The sequence below is a fragment of the Blastococcus sp. VKM Ac-2987 genome, from assembly GCF_026967805.1.
In the GTDB taxonomy this organism is placed as follows: Bacteria; Actinomycetota; Actinomycetes; order Mycobacteriales; family Geodermatophilaceae; genus Blastococcus.
The window spans coordinates 1,243,713-1,262,766 of sequence record NZ_JAPVBG010000002.1 but is presented as its reverse complement, the minus strand read 5'-3'; the positions used below and the strand labels follow the sequence as shown (position 1 = coordinate 1,262,766).

The window sequence follows — 19,054 nt, the reverse complement described above, 5'->3', positions numbered from 1 at the left end:
CCACCCCCGCGGTCGAGCATGGGCGCCCCGGGGCACCCTCCGGCCCCACGCCCGGACTCCCCTCCCGGCCGCCCGGCCGGCCGACGGGTGCCGGCCGGCGGTCACGGCAGTCCCGGCGTCACCCTCCACCGGCGACGCGCGTGTCCGTACCCCCGCAGATCTGCACTGAGCACCGCGGCTCAGGCCCGGCGAGCGGCCGCTCCCGACTCCGCGGTCGGCACGGCGCCGACCGACTCCGCCAGGACGAGCGCCAGGAAGTCGCCCACGAGGACGTGCCGCTCCAGGTCGTGCCGGAAGCGGCCCTGCGTGACGACGGTGTAGCGGTTGCGCCGCCCGACCCGCTCCCGGATGACGTACCCGGCCTGCTCGAGGTCGCCGACGATCATCTGGACCGCCCGCTCCGTGATCCCCACCCGCGCCGCCACGTCACGCATCCGGACGTCCGGGTCGGCGGCGAGGCTGACGAGCACGTGCCCGTGGTTGGACAGAAAGGTCCACCCCGCGCCCGATGCCATCATGCGAAGCACGTTACGCGTATCAGTCACCGCCCGTCCCCTCGGTACAACGCAGCACTCTTGCAATACGCATTCGGTTTCGCATATCGTGCTTCCTGCGAGGGGAGTACCCGAAGCGCAGGAGCGCAGTCGCTGCCCGTCAGTCCCGGCCCCGGCCCGGGCGCGGCCGGTCCCATCAGGGACCGGGGGAGACCTCGCCGCACCGTGGGAGACGCCCGTGACGTCGCTCGCCACCACCGTCCCGCCGACCACCACCCTGCCCACCGCGCCGGCGACCAGCCCGGCGGAGCCGGGCACCGGTGCGAGGGGCGCCCCGCCCCGGCTGCTCGCCGTCGTGCTCGACCGCGACACCGCGCTGGGCGTCCTGGACGCCGCCTACTCCTCCGCCCGCGACACCGGCCGTGAGGTGCACACCGCGATCCTGCTCCCCCGCACGACCGTCCCGCTCGACCCCTGGCTCCTGCCACGGCTGGGCGAGCAGGCCGACCAGGAGGCGTGCGACCTGATCGCGCTGGCGCGCCAGCGGGCGGCTGCCCACGGGGTGGCCTCGCGCATCAGCGTGCACCACCTCGGCGGGCTGCACGGGCGCCGTCGGCAGCGGGTGGTGGACCGCGCGGTCGCCCGGCTCGCCCGACGTCTCGACGCCGTCCCCGTCGGCTGGACCTCCTCGTGACCACCACCGCGGCCCGCGTGGCCTGGCCCTCCCCCGGCCAGGTGCTCATGCTCCAGTCGGTCCGCGCCGACTGCTGCCTGAGCATCCTCGCCTCGACCACCCCGTCGCCCCGCATGACCGACACGGACCTGCAGCGGCTCCGCCGGCTGGCCGACCGCGCCGCCGCCCGGCTGGCCGAGGGCGACGTCCCCGACGCCGACCTGCTCCGGGCGGCGCTGGACGAGGTCGTCGCCGGCGTCGCGCGGCAGGCGACCGGGTCGGGGATCGCTGTCTACGTCAGCCCCCACCTGCGCGAGGTGGTGCGGCTCCCGGTCCCCGTCAGCGACCGCGTGGTGGTGGACCGGACCTTCGCCACCCGCGACCTCGTGCGGGCGCTGCACCGGACCCCGCAGCACGTCGTGCTGCTGCTCAGCGAGGGCGAGGCGCGCCTGCTGGTGGGCGTGGCCGACGACCTGCGCCCCCCGCCCCGGACCGCGTTCCCCCTCACCGCGGAGGGCGCACCGCTCGACGCGTTCCTGCGCCGGGTGGACGAGTCGCTGGGCACCTACCTGCAACTGCACCCGGCGCCGCTGGTCCTCGTGGGCGCCGAGCGCGTCGTTGGGCGCTTCCGCCGGCAGTCGCGGAACACCGCCCGGCTCGCCGGGGCGCTGGCCGCGAACCTCACGCGGGCTCCCGTGACGGCCCTCGTGCCGCGGATCAGGCAGGTGCTCGAGGCCTACCTTCGCTCCCGCCAGGACGAGGCGCTGGAGCACCTGGACCGGCGGCGGTCCCGGCACGCCGTGGTGGAGGGGATCGGTGCCTGCTGGCTCGCCGCGCGGCGGGAGCGGCCCGAGATGCTCGCCGTCGAGGAGGGCTTCACCTACCCCGCCCGGCTCAGCCCCGACGGCGACTTCCTCACCCCGGCCGAGGACGTCGAGCACCCGGACGTGGTCGACGACGTGGTCGACGAACTGATCGAGACGGTGCTCCTCCGCGGCGGGTGGATCGCCTTCGTCGACGACGGGGCGCTCGCCGCGCACGGGCGGGTGGCGCTCACCGTCCGCTGACCGCGTCAGGCGGCGCAGGGCGCTCCGGCCACGGCGACGACGACGACGCGCACCTCACCGACGACCAGCGCCGAGCCGCAGTCGGCGCAGACCCACTCGGGGCACTCGCCGCCGTCGTCGGTGTGGCCGTCGATGCACGGCGGCTGCACGAAGTCCCGGTCGTCCCCGCAGGACGGGCAGGGCCACTGGCGGCTGTCCACGACGGACTCCTCTCGGCAGGTGGGACCGGTCCGTCCCGGTCCGCTGCCGACGGTCGCACGCACCACCGACAGAACCGCGGACCTCAGGACGGCGTGTCGGGACCGACCGCCAGCGCGGGACCGCGGGTGGCGGCGACCAGCGCCGCGTCGACCCGCTCCTTCTGCTGCGGGTCCACCGGCGAGCCGGAGGGGTTGCACACGTAGAAGCAGTCGACCGCGTCGGCCCCCAGGGTCTCGATGCGGGCGGAGGTCACGTCCAGCCCCTCCCCCGCGATCGCCGCGGTGAGCCGGTAGAGCAGCCCGGCCCGGTCCCCGGCCCGGACCTCCACGATGCCGGTCGCCGGACCGCTGACCTCGTGGTCGTGCCAGGAGATGCGCGGCGGGGCGGAGCGCCCCTCCTGGCGGTAGTCGGCCTCCCGCTGGCGCAGCCGCTCGGGCAGCCGGAGCGTGCCCTCCAGCGCAGCCCGCACGCCGTCGGCCAGGATCTCCGGCACCGGCGCGCGGCCGAACCGGGGCCGGACCGCGAACACCCCGGTGCCGTAGCCGTCGGCCACCGTCATCTTCGCGGCGCGCACGTCGAGCTGGTTGAGCGCGAGCACCCCGGCGCAGGTGCTGAGCAGCCCCGGCCGGTCGGGGGCGCCGATGGTCACCTGCTGCCCGTCGGCCACCTCCTCGATGCCGACGGTGACCGCCCGGGTCACCCCGGGGATGTCCGGCGCGGGCGTGGTCACCTGCGCCGAGGTGGGGTGCAGCACCGGGTCCGGCTCGGTCAGCTGCGGGCCGCCGAGCCGGCCCTGCACCCGGGCGACCAGCGCGGCGACCAGGTGCGCCTTCCACGGCGACCACGCCGAGGCGCTGGTGGCGGCGCCGTCGGCCTGCGCCAGGGCGTGCAGCAGTTGCAGCACCGTGGCGTCGTGCCCGATGGTGGCGGCGACGCGCTCGATGGTCGCGGGGTCGTCGATGTCGCGCCGGGTCGCCGTCGCGGGCAGCAGCAGGTGGTGGCGCACCAGCGTGCCGAGCACGGCGACGTCGGGCTCGGAGAAGCCCATCCGGGCGCCGATCTCCGCGGCGATCGGCGCCCCGACCACGCTGTGGTCCCCCGGCCAGCCCTTGCCGATGTCGTGCAGCAGGGCCGCGACCAGCAGCAGGTCGGGCCGGTCGACGTCGCGGGTCAGCTCGCTCGCCGCGGCGGCGGCCTCGATCAGGTGGCGGTCGACGGTGTACCGGTGCCAGGGGTGGCGCTGCGGCAGCGACCGGATGCGGTCCCACTCGGGCAGCAGCCGCGACAGCAGGCCCTCCTGGTCCAGCTGCTCCAGCACCGGGACCGCCGACCGGCCGCTGGCGAGCACCCGGAGGAACGACCAGCGGGCCTCCGGCGGCCACGGCTCCGGCAGCGGCGGGCTGTGCACCGCGAGCACCTTGAGGGTGTACGGCGAGAGCAGAAGGTCCGCGCGGGCCGCGGCGGCAGCGGCCCGCAGCACCAGCCCGGGGTCGGTGGCGGGGTGCGCGTCGCGGGCGAGCACGACCTCGTCGCCCTGCCGGACGACGCCCTCGGCCAGCGGCTCGCGGCGCACCCGGCGGTACCGCCCGCGCGGCCGGCGGACCAGCGCGGCCTCCACCCGGCGCCAGGTCTCGTCGGCGACGAAGGCCAGCCGCCGCCCGGCCAGGCTGACCTCGCGCAGCAGGACGTCCTCGTCGGCCAGGCCCAGGGTCGCGGCGATCGCGCGCTGCTCCTGGCGCACCAGGACGTCCGAGGCGCGCCCTGACCGGCGGCGCAGCTCGTCGCGCACGTCGAGCAGGAAGGCGTAGGCCTGCTCCACCTCCGCGGGCGGCTCGTCGACGAGCTGGGCCGCCGCCGCCGCCCGCAGCACCTGGCCCTCGCGCAGCCCGCCGTAGGCCTCCTTGAGATCGGGCTCGAGCAGGAAGGCGAGCTCCCCCAGCCGGCGGGCCCGCTCGCGGCGCAGGTCGCGCAGCTGGGGCATCAGCCGGGAGGCGTGCTGCCGCCAGCTGGCCAGGGTCGCCGTCCGCAGCCGGGCGGCCAGCTCCGCGTCGCCCGCCACCAGCCGGGCGTCGAGCAGCCCGAGCCCGGCCTTCGCGTCTGTGGAGGCGACGGTGACCGCCTCCTGCACCGACCGGACCGAGTGGTCCAGGCGGAGGCCGGCGTCCCAGACCGGGTACCAGAGCGCGTCGGCGACGGCGGCGATCTCCGGCCGGTCCTCGTGGACGAGCACCAGGTCGAGGTCACCGTGCGGGGGGAGCTCCCGGCGGCCGAGGCTGCCCACGGCGACCAGGGCCAGCCCCTCGGTGCCCGTCCGGGGCGGCGGCCCGCCGCGCCGGGTCCGAGGCGGCGGGGTGCCGGCGACGGCGTCGTCCAGCAGCCCGGCGAGCCACCCGTCCAGGGCCTCGACCCGCTCTGCGCGGCCCAGCCCCGGCAACGCCTCGGTGTCCAGCACGACTCCCCCTCGGTACGGCCCGGATGACAAGACGTCGGCCGGGGTGGCGGGCGACCCCACCACCCCGGCCGACGGGTGCGCTACGCGCGAACTGCGTCGTCAGCTCCGGTCAGAGCGCGTCGTCGCCGCGCTCGCCGGTGCGGACCCGGACGATCTCGTCGATCGTGGTGACCCACACCTTCCCGTCCCCGATCTGCCCGGTGGAGGCGGACTCGACGACGGCGTCCACGACACGGGCGGCGTCGAGCTCGCTGACGACCACCTCGATCCGGACCTTCGGCACGAAGTCCACCTGGTACTCCGCTCCGCGGTAGACCTCGGTGTGCCCCCGCTGGCGGCCGAAGCCCTGGACCTCGCTGACGGTGAGCCCGGCGATGCCGATCAGCTCGAGTGCGTTCTTGACGTCGTCCAGCTTGAACGGCTTGACGATCGCGGTGACCAGCTTCATGCCAGCGTCCTCTCGTTGTTGCGGGCCTCGGCACGCGCCTGGCCGGCCAGCGGAGCGGTGGAGCCGCTGCTGCCCAGGGAGGCGAAGTCGTAGCCCGACTCGGCGTGCACGACGGTGTCGATGCCGGTGACCTCGTCGTCCTCGGTGAGGCGGAAGCCCATCGTCTTCTGGATGACGAACCCGATGACCAGCGTAAGGACGAAGGAGAAGGCGAGGACGGCCACCGCCCCCACGACCTGGCGCCAGAGCTGGTCGGCGCTGCCGCCGAAGAAGAGGCTCTCCACGCCGGCGGGGGCCGCGGGGTCGGCGAGGAAGCCGATGGCGATGGTGCCCCAGAGACCGCCGACCAGGTGGACGCCGACGACGTCGAGCGAGTCGTCGTAGCCCAGCTTGTACTTCAGGCCCACGGCCAGGGCGCACAGCGCACCGGCGACCGCTCCGATGATGATCGCCCCGATCGGCGAGACCGCCGAGCAGGCCGGCGTGATGGCGACCAGACCGGCGACCACGCCGGAGGCGGCGCCCAGCGAGGTCGAGTGACCGTCGCGCATCTTTTCGACCAGGAGCCAGCCGAGCGTCGCCGCGGCGGTGGCCACCAGCGTGTTGACCCAGACCACCGAGGCGGTGTTGTCGGCGGCCAGCGCGGAGCCGGCGTTGAAGCCGAACCAGCCGAACCACAGCAGCCCGGCGCCGATCATGACCAGCGGCAGGTTGTGCGGGCGCATCGCCTCGCGGCCGAAGCCGCGTCGCTTGCCCAGCACCAGCGCCAGCGCCAGACCGGCGGCACCGGCGTTGATGTGCACCGCGGTACCCCCGGCGAAGTCGATCGCGGCCAGGTCGTTGGCGATCCAGCCGCCCACCACGTCGTCGCCGTCGAAGGCGAAGACCCAGTGCGCCACCGGGAAGTAGACGACGGTGGCCCAGATGCCGGCGAAGACCATCCAGGCACCGAACTTCGCGCGGTCGGCGATGGCACCGGAGATGAGCGCCACGGTGATGATGGCGAAGACGGACTGGAAGCCGACGAAGGCCATGGTCGGCAGCGCGGCGTCGGTGTCCTCCATCAGGCCGTTCAGCCCGAAGAACTCGAAGGGGCTGCCGAGGAGGCCGCCACCGATGTCGTCCCCGAAGGCGATCGAGTAGCCCCAGAGCACCCAGAGCACGCTGATCAGCGCCAGCGCCCCGAAGCTCATCATCATCATGTTGAGGACGCTCTTGGCGCGGACCATGCCGCCGTAGAAGAGCGCGAGGCCTGGGGTCATCAGCAGCACGAGCGACGCACTGGTGAGGATCCAGGCGGTATTGCCGGTGTCGAGCACGGCAACCTCCTGTGTCGGGTCGTCGGCCGGGCGGCCGTATCGGTGGGCCCCGCCGCCGGTGCGGGTGGGGCGATGCGGCGTTCACCGTGCCGGGCCGTTGTTTCCGGTGACGTCGGAGTCACGTTTCCGGGTCGTGAACTCCGCAGCGCGTGTCCGGCTCCTGCGTTGCGGTCGTGTTGCGAGGCCCCCGAGGGCACTCCGGTCGCACCCGTCCCGGCGCCCGCGAATCGCTAGTTGCAAAAGATGTGCAATAAGGTCGGGGGCGTGCACGTCCCCGATGGCTTCCTCGACGTCCCCACCTCCGTGGCCACCGGCGCGCTGGCCGCCGGCACGGTCGCCCTGGCCCTGCGCCGGTCGCGTGCCGAGCTCGACGACCGCACCGCGCCGCTGGCCGGGCTCGCCGCGGCGTTCGTCTTCGCCGGCCAGATGATGAACTTCCCGCTCCCCGGCCTGCCGGTGAGCGGGCACCTGATCGGCGCGGTGCTCACCGCCGTCCTGGTGGGCCCGTGGACCGCGGTGCTCTGCATGACCGTGGTGCTCATGGTCCAGGCCGTCCTCTTCGCCGACGGCGGCCTCACCGCGCTGGGCACGAACGTCACCCTGATGGCGCTGCTGGCGGTGGTCCTCGGCTACGGCGTCTTCCGCGGCCTGGCGGCGGTCCTGCCCCGCACCCGGGCCGGGATCCTGACCGCCACCGGGATCGCCGCGTACCTCTCCGTGCCGGCCGCGGCCCTGACCTTCGTCGGCCTGTTCGCCCTCGGTGGCACCGTCGACATCCCGGTCGGCACGGTCGCCGCGGCCCTGACCGGGGTCCACCTGCTCATCGGCCTGGGCGAGGCCGCGATCACCGTCGCCGTCGTCGGCGCGGTGCTGGCCGTGCGCCCCGACCTGGTCCACGGCGCGGCCCGGCTGCGCCCGGCGACGCCGCTGGCCGGCCGTCCCACCACGACGGCGGAGGTGGCCCGGTGACCCGCCGCGGCCGCAGCCTCTGGATCGCCGGCGTCGTCGCGGCCCTGGTCGTCGCCGGCGTGCTCAGCTGGTACGCCAGCTCCTCCCCCGACGGCCTGGAGCACGCCGCCGAGCAGGCCGGGTTCGCGCAGAGCGCGTCCGACAGCGCGACCGCGGGCTCCCCGCTCGCCGACTACCTGGTCGGCGGTGAGGAGAACCGCCTCTCCGCCGGGGCCGCGGGCGTCATCGGCGTGGTGGTCACCCTCGCGCTGGCCGGTGGGCTGACCCTCGTCCTCCGCCGGCGCGGCACCCCCGCCGACCGCACCTGACGTGGGCGCGGCGCACGGGGGCACGCTGAGCGCCCGCTACCTCCCGGGCAGCACCGCGGTCCACCGCCTGGAGCCGCACGCGAAGCTCGTGTCGGTGCTGACGTTCGCGGTGGTCGTCGTCGCCACCCCGGTGCACGCCCCCTGGGCGCCGGCCGCGTACGCCGGGTACCTGCTCGCGGTGCTCGCCGTCGCCGCCGTGGCCGGTGTCGGCCCGGGCCGGCTGCTGCGCGGCCTGGTCGTGGAGGTGCCCTTCGTCCTCTTCGCCGTCCTGCTGCCCTTCGTGGCGGGCGGCCCGCAGGTCGAGGTGCTCGGGCTGTCCCTGTCGCGGACCGGCCTCGCCGCCGGGACCGGCCTGCTGGCCAAGGCGACGCTGTCGATCCTGGCCGCCACCGTCCTCGCGGCGACGACGGAGCCGCGGGCGCTGCTGCGCGGGCTGGAGCGGCTGCGGCTGCCGCAGGTGCTCGTCCAGATCCTGATGTTCATGATCCGCTACGCCGACGTCGTGGGCGGCGAGCTGCACCGGATGCGGATCGCCCGGGAGTCCCGCGGCTTCACCGGCGGCGGGCTGCGCGGCCTCCGGGTGGTCGGTGCCACCGCCGGCGCCCTGTTCGTCCGGTCCTACGAGCGCGGCGAGCGGGTGCACCTGGCGATGCTCAGCCGCGGCTACCGCGGCAGCATGCCGACCGGGCCGTCGGTCCCGGTCGGGACGCGGTCGTGGGCGGTAGCGCTCAGCCTGCCCCTGGCGGCGGCCGCGGTGCTGCTGGCGGGGATCCTGCTGGGGTGACCGCACCCCCGCCGTCCCTCCTCGTCGAGGACCTCGCCTACGCCTACCCCGACGGGCACCAGGCGCTGTTCGGCGTGGACCTGCGCGTGGAGCGCGGCGAGCGGGTGGCGCTGCTGGGCCCCAACGGCGCGGGCAAGACGACGCTGGTGCTGCACCTCAACGGCATCCTGCGGGCGGGCCGAGGGCGGGTGGCGGTCGCCGGCCTGCCGGTGGAGAAGCGGTCGCTGCAGGAGATCCGCCGCCGCGTCGGCGTGGTGTTCCAGGACCCCGACGACCAGCTGTTCATGCCGACCGTCGGCGAGGACGTCGCGTTCGGTCCGCGGAACCTCGGCCTGCCCGAGCCGGAGGTGACCGCCCGCGTGGCCGCGGCGCTGGAGCAGGTGCACATGTCCGACGCCGCCGACCGACCGCCGCACCACCTCTCCTTCGGGCAGCGCCGCCGGGTCGCCGTCGCCACGGTGCTGGCGATGCAGCCGGAGATCGTCGTCCTCGACGAGCCGTCGTCCAACCTCGACCCGGCCGGCCGCCGGGAGCTCGCGGAGGTGCTGGCCGAGCTCCCGGTGACGCTGCTGATGGTCACCCACGACCTGCCCTACGCCGCCCAGCTGTGCCCCCGCTCGGTGATCCTCGACGGCGGCACCGTGGTGGCCGACGGGCCGACGGGCGAGCTGCTCACCGACGCCGACCTGCTGGCCGCCCACCGGCTGGAGCTGCCCTACGGCTTCGACCCGACACCCACCTGAGCCGGCAGCGGCCGCCGGCTCAGACCTCCCCGACGAGCCCCTCGGCGAACGCCCGCGGCTCGAACGGCGCCAGGTCGTCGGGGCCCTCGCCCAGACCGATGAGCTTGACCGGGATGCCGAGCTCGCGCTGCACCGAGACGACGATGCCGCCCTTGGCGGTCCCGTCGAGCTTGGTGAGGACGACGCCGGTGACGGTGACCGCCTCGGTGAACACCCGAGCCTGGACGACGCCGTTCTGCCCCGTGGTGGCGTCGAGCACCAGCAGCACCTCGGTGACCGGTGACTGCTTCTCCACGACGCGCTTGACCTTGCCCAGCTCGTCCATCAGCCCGGACTTGGTGTGCAGCCGCCCGGCGGTGTCGATCACGACGGTGTCCGCCTCCGCCTCCACGCCGGTGCGCACCGCCTCGAAGGCGACGGCGGCGGGGTCCCCGCCCTCCCGGCCGCGGACGGTGAGCACGCCCACCCGCTCGCCCCAGGTTTCCAGCTGGTCGGCGGCGGCGGCGCGGAAGGTGTCGGCGGCGCCGAGGATCACGCTCTTGCCGTCACCGACGAGCACGCGGGCGAGCTTGCCGACGGTGGTGGTCTTGCCGGCGCCGTTGACCCCGACGACCAGCACGACACCGGGCCGCCCCTCGGAACGCGAGGTCCCCAGCGAGCGGTCCATGTCCGGGCCGAGCACGGCGGTCAGCTCGCGCACCAGCAGCTCGCGCAGGTCCGCGCCGGACGCGGTCGCCAGCACCATCGACTGGGTGCGCAGCCGCTGCACGATCTGGGTGGTGGCGGCGACGCCGACGTCGGCGGCGAGCAGGGTGTCCTCGATCTCCTCCCAGTCGTCCTCGGTCAGCTGCTCGCGGGCCAGGACGGTCAGCAGGCCGCGGCCGAGCGAGGACTGCGACCGCGCCAGCCGGGAGCGCAGCCGCACGAGCCGGCCGGCCGAGGGCAGCGGGGTGTCGAAGACCAGCCCCGGCTCGGGCTCGGCCGGGGGCAGGTCCACGCCCGGCGGCGCCTCGGGCACGACCGCGTCGGGCTGGTCGGCGGCGGGCGGGAGGCCCAGCCCCGAGGCGGTGGCCCCGGTGGGCCGCCGCTGGTCGACCGGTGGCGCGGGCGGCCGCGGGCGGGTGAGGGTCGTGCCGCTGACGGCGTCGTCGTCGAGGCGCGTGGTTCGCCGGCCGCGGCCGACGAGGAGGCTGACGCCGAGGATCAGTGCGACGACCAGGATCGCGATCGCGATCAGCACGAATTCCATGGCCGTGAGTCTTCCAGCCCTCCGGACGGCCTCACAGCGGGCACTGCGGCGGGATGCAGGTCCATGGGCCAGGCTGTGGGCATGCCCGTCCCCGACCCGCCGTCCCCGGCGCTCCTGCTCGGCCCCCTGCTGCGGCACGTCGACCCGGTCTCCGCCACGGTGTGGGTCGAGACCGACCGGCCGTGCACCGTCGACGTCCTCGGCCGGAGCGCCCGCACCTTCTGCGTCGGCGAGCACCACTACGCGCTGGTCGTCGTGGAGGACCTCGAGCCCGGCAGCACCACGCCGTACGAGGTCCGGCTCGACGACGTCCGGGTCTGGCCGCCCGAGGACACGGCGTTCCCGGCCAGCCGGATCCGGACGCCCGGCCGCCCCGGGCCCTTCCGGCTTGCCTTCGGCTCCTGCCGCTACGCCAGCCCGGGCACCGTCGAGGCCTCGGAGGGCATCCCCCCGGACGCCCTGGACCTCTACGCCAAGCAGGTGGCGGGCCTGCCGGAGGACCGGTGGCCCGATGCGCTGGTCCTCCTCGGCGACCAGGTGTACGCCGACGAGCTGAGCGCGCACACGAAGTCGCTGCTGCACCGCCGGCGCGGCCGGAGCACCGAGCGCCGCGCCATGGACGACCAGGTGGCCGACTTCGAGGAGTACACCCGGCTCTACTACGAGTCCTGGCAGGACCCCCAGGTGCGGTGGCTGCTGTCGACCATCCCGTCCTCGATGATCTTCGACGACCACGAGATGATCGACGACTGGAACACCTCGGCAGCGTGGCGGGCCAAGGCCTCCCGGCAGCCCTGGTGGCACGGGCGGATCACCGGGGGGCTGGTCAGCTACTGGGTCTACCAGCACCTCGGCAACCTCAGCCCGCGGGAGCTGGCGGAGAACAAGACCTGGCAGGCGATCCAGGGGCTGAGCGACGACGACCCCACCCGGGACGCCCAGCCGATGCTGCGCGAGATGGCCGAGCTGGCCGACGCCGAGCCGGCGACCATCCGCTGGAGCTACGTGCGGCACTGGGGCGACGCGCGGCTGATCATGGTCGACACCCGGGCCGGCCGGGTCCTGGAGGAGCAGCACCGCCGGATGCTCGACGAGGACGAGTTCGCCTGGGTCGAGGCCGCGATGCGCCGCGCCGTGGACGAGGGCGTGGAGCACCTGATCATCGGCACCTCGCTGCCCTGGCTGCTGCCGCACGCGATCCACAACCTGGAGCGGTGGAACGAGACGCTCAACGTGCGGCACCACGGCCGCTGGCGCGGCAAGGTCGCCGAGGCGATCCGCCAGGCCGCCGACCTGGAGCACTGGTCGGCCTTCGGCCACTCCTTCGAGCGGCTGGGGGCGGCGCTGACCGCGGTGGCCCGGGGCGAGCACGGCCGGGCTCCCGCCACGGCGCTGGTCCTCTCCGGCGACGTCCACCACGCCTACGCCGCCGAGCTGGTGAGTCCCGGCGGGCTCGAGGCCCGGGTGCACCAGCTCACCGTCTCCCCCCTGCACAACCAGGCGCCGCACCCGATCCGCGTCGGCTTCAAGATCGGCTGGAGCCGGGCCGCGCGCCGGTGGACCGAGCGCCTGGCGCGCCTGGTCACGGCCGAGCCCACCGGCCTGGCGTGGGACAAGAAGGCCGGGCCCTACTTCGGCAACCAGATCGGCGAGCTCGTGCTGAGCGGCCGGGAGGCCCGCTTCCTGCTGTCGGTGTCGGACAAGGGCGACGAGCACCTGCGCCAGGTGCTCGACGAGCCGCTGTCCGCCGGGTGACAGGCTGGGAGGCATGACTGGTGCGCACGGGGGGAAGCCGGCCCCCGGTCCCGACCAGCCGCCGATCCCGGTGCGGCTGGTCACCTTCAACACCCACCACGGCGTGGGTGACGACGAGCGGCACGACCTGCCGCGGCTGGCCAAGCTGCTGGCCGCGGTGGATGCCGACGTCATCTGCCTGCAGGAGGTGGACCGCTACTTCGGCGACCGCAGCGAGGACGTCGACCAGGCGCTCCTGCTCTCCCGTGCCCTGGACATGCAGCTGGCGTGGGGGCCGGCCATCGACGAGGAACGGCCCGGTGACCAGCCGCCCCGGCAGTACGGCAACGCGCTGCTCTCGCGGCTGCCGATCCTGATCAGCGACGTCCACCGGCTGCCCGGCAGCGGGGAGCCGCGCAGCGCGCTGCGGACGATGGTGGAGCTCGACGGCGGCGCGCTGTGGATCACCGCGACGCACCTGACCACGCGGTCGGCGCAGGAGCGGGCCGCACAGGTCGCCACCCTGGCCGGGCTGCACACCGAGGCGATGGAGACCGGCGTCCTGGTCGGCGACTTCAACACCGAGCCCGACGCCCCGGAGCTCGACGTGCTGCGGCAGCGGTTCACCGACGCCTGGCGGCTGGCCCGGGCCCGGGACGACCGGGCGGGCTGGCGGTTCTGGCAGTCCGACGCAGGGAAGACGCACCCGGCCCGGTCCCCGCACCGGCGCATCGACCAGGTGTGGGTCTCCTCAGGGGTCGCCGTGGCCGCAGCCTCCGTGCTCGACGCCGGAGGCGCCTCGGACCACCTGCCGGTCGTCGTCGACCTGGAGGTCCGCAGCGGCGTCTAAGCATAGGAAGCTATGCCTATGGATTCGGGCCCAGAAACGTAGGCATAGCTTCCTATGCCTAGGGCGGGTCAGGCCGGCTCGGCCTCCCGCAGCCGCTGGCTGATGACGCCGGTGATGCCGTCGCCGCGCATGCTCACGCCGTAGAGGGCGTCGGCGATCTCCATCGTCCGCTTCTGGTGGGTGATGACGATGAGCTGCGAGGTGGACCGCAGCTGCTCCACGAGCACCAGCAGCCGGCCGAGGTTGACGTCGTCGAGCGCCGCCTCCACCTCGTCGAGCACGTAGAACGGCGACGGGCGGGCGCGGAAGATCGCCACGAGCAGCGCGACCGCGGTCAGCGAGCGCTCCCCGCCGGAGAGCAGCGACAGCCGCTTGACCTTCTTGCCGGGCGGACGGGCCTCCACCTCCACGCCGGTGGTCAGCATGTTCTCCGGGTCGGTGAGCACCAGGCGGCCCGAGCCCCCGGGGAAGAGGGTGGCGAAGACCTGCTCGAACTCGCGGGCGACGTCGGCGAAGGCCGCCGCGAAGACGTCGTGGATGCGCCCGTCGACCTCCCGGACGACGGTCAGCAGATCCCGGCGGGTGTTCTTCAGGTCCTCCAACTGGGTGGCGAGGAAGGTGTGCCGCTCCTCCAGGGCGGCGAACTCCTCCAGGGCCAGCGGGTTCACCTTGCCGAGAGTGGCGAGGTCCCGCTCGGCGCGGGCGACCCGCCGCTCCTGCACCGCCCGGTCGTAGGGCTGCGGCTCGGGCACCGGCTGCCCGGCGGCCTCTGCCTCGGCGACGAGCTGGGGCGCCGGCGGCACCGGCGTCGCCGGGCCGTACTCCCCCACCAGCGTCGGCAGGTCGACGCCGAACTCCTCGGCGGCGCGGCCCTCCAGCGACTCGATGCGGTACCGCTGCTCGGTACGGGCCACCTCGTCGCGGTGCACCTCGTCGGTGAGCCGGTCGAGCTCGGCGGTGGCCGCGCGCACCCGGCCGCGCACCTCCAGCAGCTCCGCCTCCGCCGAGCTGCGGGCCGCGGCGAGGGCGTCCCGCTCGGCCGCGGCCCGGGCCAGCGAGGAGCCCAGCGCTCCCAGGGCGACGTCGGCGTCGGCGCGCACCCGGGCGGCCACGGCCGCGCCGCGCTCCCGCGCGGCCCGCGCCGCGGCGGCCCGCTCCCGGGCCGCCCGCTCCTGCCGGGCCTGGCGGCGCAGCGACTCGGCGCGGCCCTGCAGCGCCCGCGCCCGCTCCTCGGCGGTGCGCACGGCCAGCCGCGCCTCCGTCTCCGCCTGCCGGGCCGCGGCCACCTCGGCCCGCAGCCGGTCCCGGTCCCCGGTGGGCGGCTCGTCCTCGACGGGGGCGGCCTGCGCCTCGGCGAGCCGGCCCTCCAGGGTGGCCAGCGCGGTGGTGGCACGCTCCAGCGACTCCTCGGCGCGCACGCGGGCGGCGGCGTGCCGGTCGGCCTCGGCGGCGGCCGACCGCGCGGCGGCGCCGAGCTCGGCCAGGGCCGCGGCCTCCGCCGAGCGGCTGCGGTCGGCGGCCTGCCGGGCGGCGAGGGCGGTCTCGACGTCGGCGGAGCGGTCCTGCGCCGCGCCGCGGGCCGCGGCCAGGTCGTCGGCGAGCCGTGCGGCGTGCGCGGTGGCGGCGGCCAGCTCGGCGCCCGCCTCGTCGATCCGCGCCCGCAGCTCCAGGTTCGACGGCGCGTCGGTCTGCCCGCCCAGGGCCCAGTCGGCGCCGAGGAGGTCACCGGTGGCGGTGACGGCGCGGACCCGGGGGTGCGTGCGCACCACCCGGACGGCGGCGTCCAGGTCGAGCACCAGTGCGACCCGCTCGAGGGCGCGGGCCAGCGCGGGCCGCAGCGGCCCTGCGGCCTGCACCGCGTCCAGCGCCCAGCGGGCGCCGTCCGGCAGCTCCGGCCAGCCGTCGCGCGGGACCGGCGGCAGGCCGCCGGTGACGAGGAGACCGGCGCGGCCGCCGCCGGTGCCGGTGAGGTGGGCCAGCGCGGCGGCGGCCTCGGCCACCCCGGAGACGACGACGGCGTCGGCCATGCCCCCGAGCGCAGCGGCCACGGCGACCTCGTCCCCGGGAGAGACGGTCAGCTGCTCGGGCAGCGGCCCGACGACGCCGGCCAGCCCGGCGCCGAGCACCGCGGCGGCGCCGTCGGCCGGGGTGAGCCCGAGGGCGAGGGCGTCCTGGCGGGCCTGCCAGGAGGCGCGGTCGCGCTCGGCGGCCCGCTCGGCCTCGGCGAGCTCGGTCACCCGGCGGGCGGCGGCGGCGTGGGCGGCGAGGGCGTCCTCGTGCGCGGTGACGAGGGCGACGTCGCCGTCCTCCTGGTCGGCGACCCGGCCCCGGCGGTCGGCCAGCTGCTCGGCCGCCACCTCCGCGCGCTCGGCGGCCTCCGCGGCGGCGAGGGTCAGCCGGTCGATCTCGGCCTCGCCGGCGCCCACCCGCGACCGCGCCGCGGCGACCTCGCCGGACAGCCGGGCCAGGCTCTCCCGGCGGTCGGCGAGGGCGCGGGCCGCCGCGACCCAGGCCTTCTCCGCCTCGGCCAGCGACCGCTCCAGGTCGGCGCGGCCGGCCACGACCCGCGCCAGCCGCTCCCGCTCGGCCGCGAGCCCGGCGGCGAGCTCGGCCTCGGTGGTGGCGACCTTCTCGGCCTCGGCGTCGAGCTGCTCGGGGTCGCGGCCGGTCGCCGTCGCGGGAGCGGCCGCGGAGAGGTGGCGGTGCCGCTCGACGGCCAGCTGGGAGACGCTGCGGAAGCGCTCCCCGAGGGCGGAGAGCCGGTACCAGGTGTCCGACGCCGTCTGCAGCCGCGGAGCGCCGCCGGCGAGCTCGCTCTCCAACTGCGACTCCCGCCGGGCGACGACGGCGAGGTCGCGCTCCACCACGGCCCGGCGCTCGCGGGCCGCCGTCTCGTCGGCGACGTCCCGGTCCAGGGCGTCGCGCAGCTGCACGAGGTCGTCGGCCAGCAACCGCAGGCGGGCGTCGCGCAGGTCGGCCTGGACCCCGGCCGCGCGGCGGGCCACCTCGGCCTGCCGGCCCAGCGGCTTGAGCTGGCGGCGCAGCTCGGCGGTGAGGTCGGCCAGCCGGTCGAGGTTGGCCTGCATCCCGTCGAGCTTGCGGAGCGCCTTCTCCTTGCGCTTGCGGTGCTTCAGGACGCCGGCGGCCTCCTCGACGAACGCGCGCCGGTCCTCCGGGCGGCCGGAGAGGACCGCGTCGAGCTGGCCCTGCCCGACGATGACGTGCATCTCCCGGCCGATGCCGGAGTCGCTGAGCAGCTCCTGGACGTCGAGCAGCCGCACCTTGTCGCCGTTGATCTCGTACTCGCTCTCCCCTGAGCGGTACATGCGGCGGGTGATCGACACCTCGGTGTACTCGATCGGCAGTGCGCCGTCGGAGTTGTCGATGGTGAGCGTCACCTCGGCGCGGCCCAGCGCGGGGCGCCCGGCGGTGCCGGCGAAGATGACGTCCTCCATCTTGCCGCCGCGCAGGCTCTTCGCGCCCTGCTCGCCGAGGACCCACGAGATGGCGTCGACGACGTTGGACTTGCCCGACCCGTTGGGGCCGACGACGGCGGTGATCCCGGGCTCGAGCCGCAGCGTGGTGGCGGACGCGAAGGACTTGAAGCCCTTCAGCGTGAGGCTCGACAGGTGCACGGGAAGAGGACTCTAGCGCCCGAACGGCCTGCTCAGGGGAGTCGCGGGGCCGGTGGTGCGGGTGGGACGCGGTCCGTCAGCCGGCGCGGTGCGTCAGGCGAGCGCGGGCTCGGCGCTGTCGCCGGCCAGGGAGAGCAGCTCGTGGGCGATCGCGGCGTCCCGCTGGGCGCGCAGCTCGGAGAGCTCCAGCTCCAGCCGGCGGACCTTGGCGCGGAGGACGGCGTTCTCCTCGACAACTCGGAGTTCCGCGGAGGTGACGACCGAACCGAACAGGGCCTTGGCCATGGCTGTGACGGCCTTTCGCAAACGAGAGGGGGTGAACCGGCGCCCCGGGGAACGGTCGGCGCGGCTGGGTGATCCCAGGGTGACAGCCACCGATGCGCAGGTCAACGGCGGCGGCGCGAGGCGACCGTGTCCGGGTGATGTCGTCTTCGTCACGTCGAGGGAACGAGGTCAGCCCTTCCGCCGGGCCCGCGGCCGGGGCTGGCAGACCGGGCAGCTGTAGCTGGAGCGGTTCATGAAGTGCTCCCGGACGACGGCGGTGCCGCACCGCGGGCAGGGCCGGTCCTGCTGGCCGTAGACAGCCAGGTGGCGGGAGAAGTAGCCGCTCTGGCCGTTCACGTCGACGTAGAGGGAGTCGAAGGACGTCCCGCCCTGGGCCAGCGACTCGCCGAGCACGTCGCGGACCCCCTCCAGCAGCTCGGCGACCTGCGGACGGGTGAGCTTGTCGGTCGGCCGGGCGCCGTGCAGCCGGGCGCGCCACAACGACTCGTCGGCGTAGATGTTGCCGACCCCGCCGATCAGGGTCTGGTCGAGCAGCGCCCGCTTGACCTCTGTCCGCCGCCGGCGCAGCGCCGCGGTGAACCCGTCGACGTCGAAGGCCGGGTCGAGCGGGTCGATGGCGATGTGCGCGAGCCGGGCGGGGATCGCCTCGCCGTCCGACTCCTCGACCGCCAGCCCGCCGAACGTCCGCTGGTCGACGAAGCGCAGCTCGCGGCCGCCGTCGGTGAAGGTGAACCGGGCCCGCAGGTGCGTCTCGTCGGGAGCCGAGCGCTTCTCGACCAGCAGCTGCCCACTCATGCCCAGGTGGCCCACGAGCGCCCGGCCCGACGGCGTCCCGTCCGGCTCGGCGAGCGGCAGCCACAGGTACTTGCCGCGCCGGTGCGCGGCGGTGAAGGTGCGCCCGGTGACCGCCTGCACGAAGTGGTCGGCGCCCTCGAGGTGCCGCCGGACGGCTCGCGGGTGGTGCACCTCGACGGTGGCCACGGTCCGGCCGGCGACCCACTGCGCCAGTCCCCGGCGCACCACCTCGACCTCGGGCAGCTCCGGCACGGGCCTACTCCTCGGACAGGGCGCGCCAGGCGGCCTCGGCGGCCTCCTGCTCGGCGGCCTTCTTGGTCCGTCCGGTGCCGGTGCCCCGGACGAGGCCGGCGAGCAGCACGGCGGCGCTGAACGTCTTGGCGTGGTCGGGGCCCTCGTCGTCCACCCGGTAGATCGGGGCACCCAGCCCCTGGGCTGCGCCGAGCTCCTGGAGGCTGGTCTTCCAGTCCAGGCCGGCGCCGCGGGTGGCCGACTCGACCAGCAGCGGGTCGAACAGCCGGTGCACGACCGAGGAGGCGGTGTCCAGCCCGCAGCCGACGTGGATCGCGCCGATCAGCGCCTCGAGGGCGTCGGCCAGGATCGAGTCCTTCTCCCGGCCACCGGTGGTCTCCTCACCGCGGCCGAGCAGCAGGTGCGGGCCGAGCCCGCCGTCGCCGAGCCGTCGGGCGACCTTGGCCAGCGAGGTCATGTTGACCACCGAGGCGCGCAGCTTGGCCAGCTGCCCCTCGGGCAGGTCGGGCTGGCTGCGGTAGAGCTCGTCGGTGACGACCAGGCCGAGCACCGAGTCGCCCAGGAACTCCAGGCGCTCGTTGGTCGGCAGGCCGCCGTTCTCGTACGCGAACGACCGGTGGGTGAGCACCAGGGAGAGCAGGCCGTCGGGCAGTTCGACGCCCAGGGCGTCGGTCAGCCAGGCGGCGGCCCGCTCCGCGTGCTCCGCCCCACCCGGGGCGGCCACCGGGGGACGGCCGTCGGCGGCACCCTCGGGAGGGTGCTCGGCGGCCGTCGTCCCTCCGGCGGTCACGTCCGG

18 protein-coding genes are annotated in these 19,054 nt (G+C 75.5%); 8 read left to right on the top strand and 10 right to left on the bottom strand.

Annotated elements, in window-relative coordinates:
- Positions 1 to 179 precede the first annotated feature (179 nt).
- Positions 180 to 518: a helix-turn-helix transcriptional regulator gene (locus O2W17_RS15015; protein ID WP_269193221.1), complete on the bottom strand. Its 339-nt coding sequence runs from the start codon at positions 516 to 518 to the stop codon at positions 180 to 182.
- A gap of 214 nt (positions 519 to 732) precedes the next feature.
- Here O2W17_RS15015 and O2W17_RS15010 point away from each other — a divergent pair, with 214 nt between their 5' ends.
- The gene (locus O2W17_RS15010) at positions 733 to 1,188 is read left to right on the top strand and encodes a hypothetical protein (protein ID WP_269193220.1); all 456 of its coding nucleotides are present in this window, start codon (positions 733 to 735) and stop codon (positions 1,186 to 1,188) included.
- Positions 1,185 to 2,234 (top strand): baeRF3 domain-containing protein, encoded by a 1,050-nt coding sequence (locus tag O2W17_RS15005; protein ID WP_269193219.1) that lies wholly within the window; start codon positions 1,185 to 1,187, stop codon positions 2,232 to 2,234. Before O2W17_RS15010 ends, O2W17_RS15005 begins: the two co-directional genes overlap by 4 nt.
- A 5-nt stretch (positions 2,235 to 2,239) precedes the next feature.
- Here O2W17_RS15005 and O2W17_RS15000 read toward each other — a convergent pair whose 3' ends face one another.
- From O2W17_RS15000 to O2W17_RS14985, 4 genes are all read right to left on the bottom strand, one after another.
- Positions 2,240 to 2,434, bottom strand: a complete 195-nt coding sequence (locus tag O2W17_RS15000; protein WP_269193218.1) for a hypothetical protein — start codon at positions 2,432 to 2,434, stop codon at positions 2,240 to 2,242.
- Between the two features lie 83 nt (positions 2,435 to 2,517).
- Complete coding sequence (locus tag O2W17_RS14995; RefSeq protein ID WP_269193217.1) at positions 2,518 to 4,887, bottom strand: [protein-PII] uridylyltransferase; 2,370 nt, start codon at positions 4,885 to 4,887, stop codon at positions 2,518 to 2,520.
- Positions 4,888 to 4,996: 109 nt separating this feature from the next.
- The gene (locus O2W17_RS14990; protein WP_263551933.1) at positions 4,997 to 5,335 is read right to left on the bottom strand and encodes a P-II family nitrogen regulator; all 339 of its coding nucleotides are present in this window, start codon (positions 5,333 to 5,335) and stop codon (positions 4,997 to 4,999) included.
- Positions 5,332 to 6,654 carry an ammonium transporter gene (locus O2W17_RS14985; RefSeq protein WP_269193216.1) on the bottom strand — a complete coding sequence of 441 codons (1,323 nt, stop codon included), beginning with the start codon at positions 6,652 to 6,654 and terminating at the stop codon, positions 5,332 to 5,334. Before O2W17_RS14985 ends, O2W17_RS14990 begins: the two co-directional genes overlap by 4 nt.
- 264 nt (positions 6,655 to 6,918) lie before the next feature.
- Between O2W17_RS14985 and O2W17_RS14980 the strand changes: the two genes are divergently transcribed.
- Genes O2W17_RS14980 through O2W17_RS14965 form a run of 4 tightly spaced genes read left to right on the top strand, consistent with a single transcriptional unit; the run spans position 6,919 to position 9,458 of the window.
- Complete coding sequence (locus tag O2W17_RS14980; RefSeq protein WP_269193215.1) at positions 6,919 to 7,623, top strand: energy-coupling factor ABC transporter permease; 705 nt, start codon at positions 6,919 to 6,921, stop codon at positions 7,621 to 7,623.
- Positions 7,620 to 7,931 (top strand): PDGLE domain-containing protein, encoded by a 312-nt coding sequence (locus tag O2W17_RS14975; RefSeq protein WP_269193214.1) that lies wholly within the window; start codon positions 7,620 to 7,622, stop codon positions 7,929 to 7,931. Before O2W17_RS14980 ends, O2W17_RS14975 begins: the two co-directional genes overlap by 4 nt.
- A gap of 1 nt (position 7,932) precedes the next feature.
- Entirely contained in the window at positions 7,933 to 8,715 is a 783-nt protein-coding gene (cbiQ, locus tag O2W17_RS14970) for a cobalt ECF transporter T component CbiQ (RefSeq protein ID WP_269193213.1), read from the top strand.
- Entirely contained in the window at positions 8,712 to 9,458 is a 747-nt protein-coding gene (locus tag O2W17_RS14965) for an energy-coupling factor ABC transporter ATP-binding protein (protein ID WP_269193212.1), read from the top strand. The genes cbiQ and O2W17_RS14965 overlap by 4 nt, the downstream gene beginning before the upstream one ends.
- Before the next feature lie 19 nt (positions 9,459 to 9,477).
- On the opposite strand, the gene ftsY is transcribed toward O2W17_RS14965, so the two are convergent.
- Positions 9,478 to 10,707, bottom strand: coding sequence for a signal recognition particle-docking protein FtsY (ftsY, locus tag O2W17_RS14960; RefSeq protein WP_269193211.1), 1,230 nt, complete (start codon positions 10,705 to 10,707; stop codon positions 9,478 to 9,480).
- Between the two features lie 81 nt (positions 10,708 to 10,788).
- Here ftsY and O2W17_RS14955 point away from each other — a divergent pair, with 81 nt between their 5' ends.
- The gene (locus tag O2W17_RS14955) at positions 10,789 to 12,462 is read left to right on the top strand and encodes an alkaline phosphatase D family protein (protein ID WP_269193210.1); all 1,674 of its coding nucleotides are present in this window, start codon (positions 10,789 to 10,791) and stop codon (positions 12,460 to 12,462) included.
- Between the two features lie 13 nt (positions 12,463 to 12,475).
- Positions 12,476 to 13,291, top strand: a complete 816-nt coding sequence (locus tag O2W17_RS14950) for an endonuclease/exonuclease/phosphatase family protein (protein WP_269193209.1) — start codon at positions 12,476 to 12,478, stop codon at positions 13,289 to 13,291.
- Between the two features lie 68 nt (positions 13,292 to 13,359).
- Here O2W17_RS14950 and smc read toward each other — a convergent pair whose 3' ends face one another.
- The 4 genes from smc to rnc form a co-directional block, all read right to left on the bottom strand.
- The gene (smc, locus tag O2W17_RS14945; RefSeq protein WP_269193208.1) at positions 13,360 to 16,926 is read right to left on the bottom strand and encodes a chromosome segregation protein SMC; all 3,567 of its coding nucleotides are present in this window, start codon (positions 16,924 to 16,926) and stop codon (positions 13,360 to 13,362) included.
- 93 nt (positions 16,927 to 17,019) lie between these two features.
- A complete protein-coding gene (locus O2W17_RS14940) occupies positions 17,020 to 17,211 on the bottom strand; it encodes a hypothetical protein (RefSeq protein ID WP_269193207.1) in 192 nt (63 codons plus the stop codon).
- 168 nt (positions 17,212 to 17,379) lie between these two features.
- Complete coding sequence (mutM, locus tag O2W17_RS14935; RefSeq protein ID WP_269193206.1) at positions 17,380 to 18,258, bottom strand: bifunctional DNA-formamidopyrimidine glycosylase/DNA-(apurinic or apyrimidinic site) lyase; 879 nt, start codon at positions 18,256 to 18,258, stop codon at positions 17,380 to 17,382.
- A 4-nt stretch (positions 18,259 to 18,262) separates the two neighbouring features.
- Positions 18,263 to 19,048 carry a ribonuclease III gene (rnc, locus tag O2W17_RS14930; RefSeq protein ID WP_269193205.1) on the bottom strand — a complete coding sequence of 262 codons (786 nt, stop codon included), beginning with the start codon at positions 19,046 to 19,048 and terminating at the stop codon, positions 18,263 to 18,265.
- Positions 19,049 to 19,054: the final 6 nt, after the last annotated feature.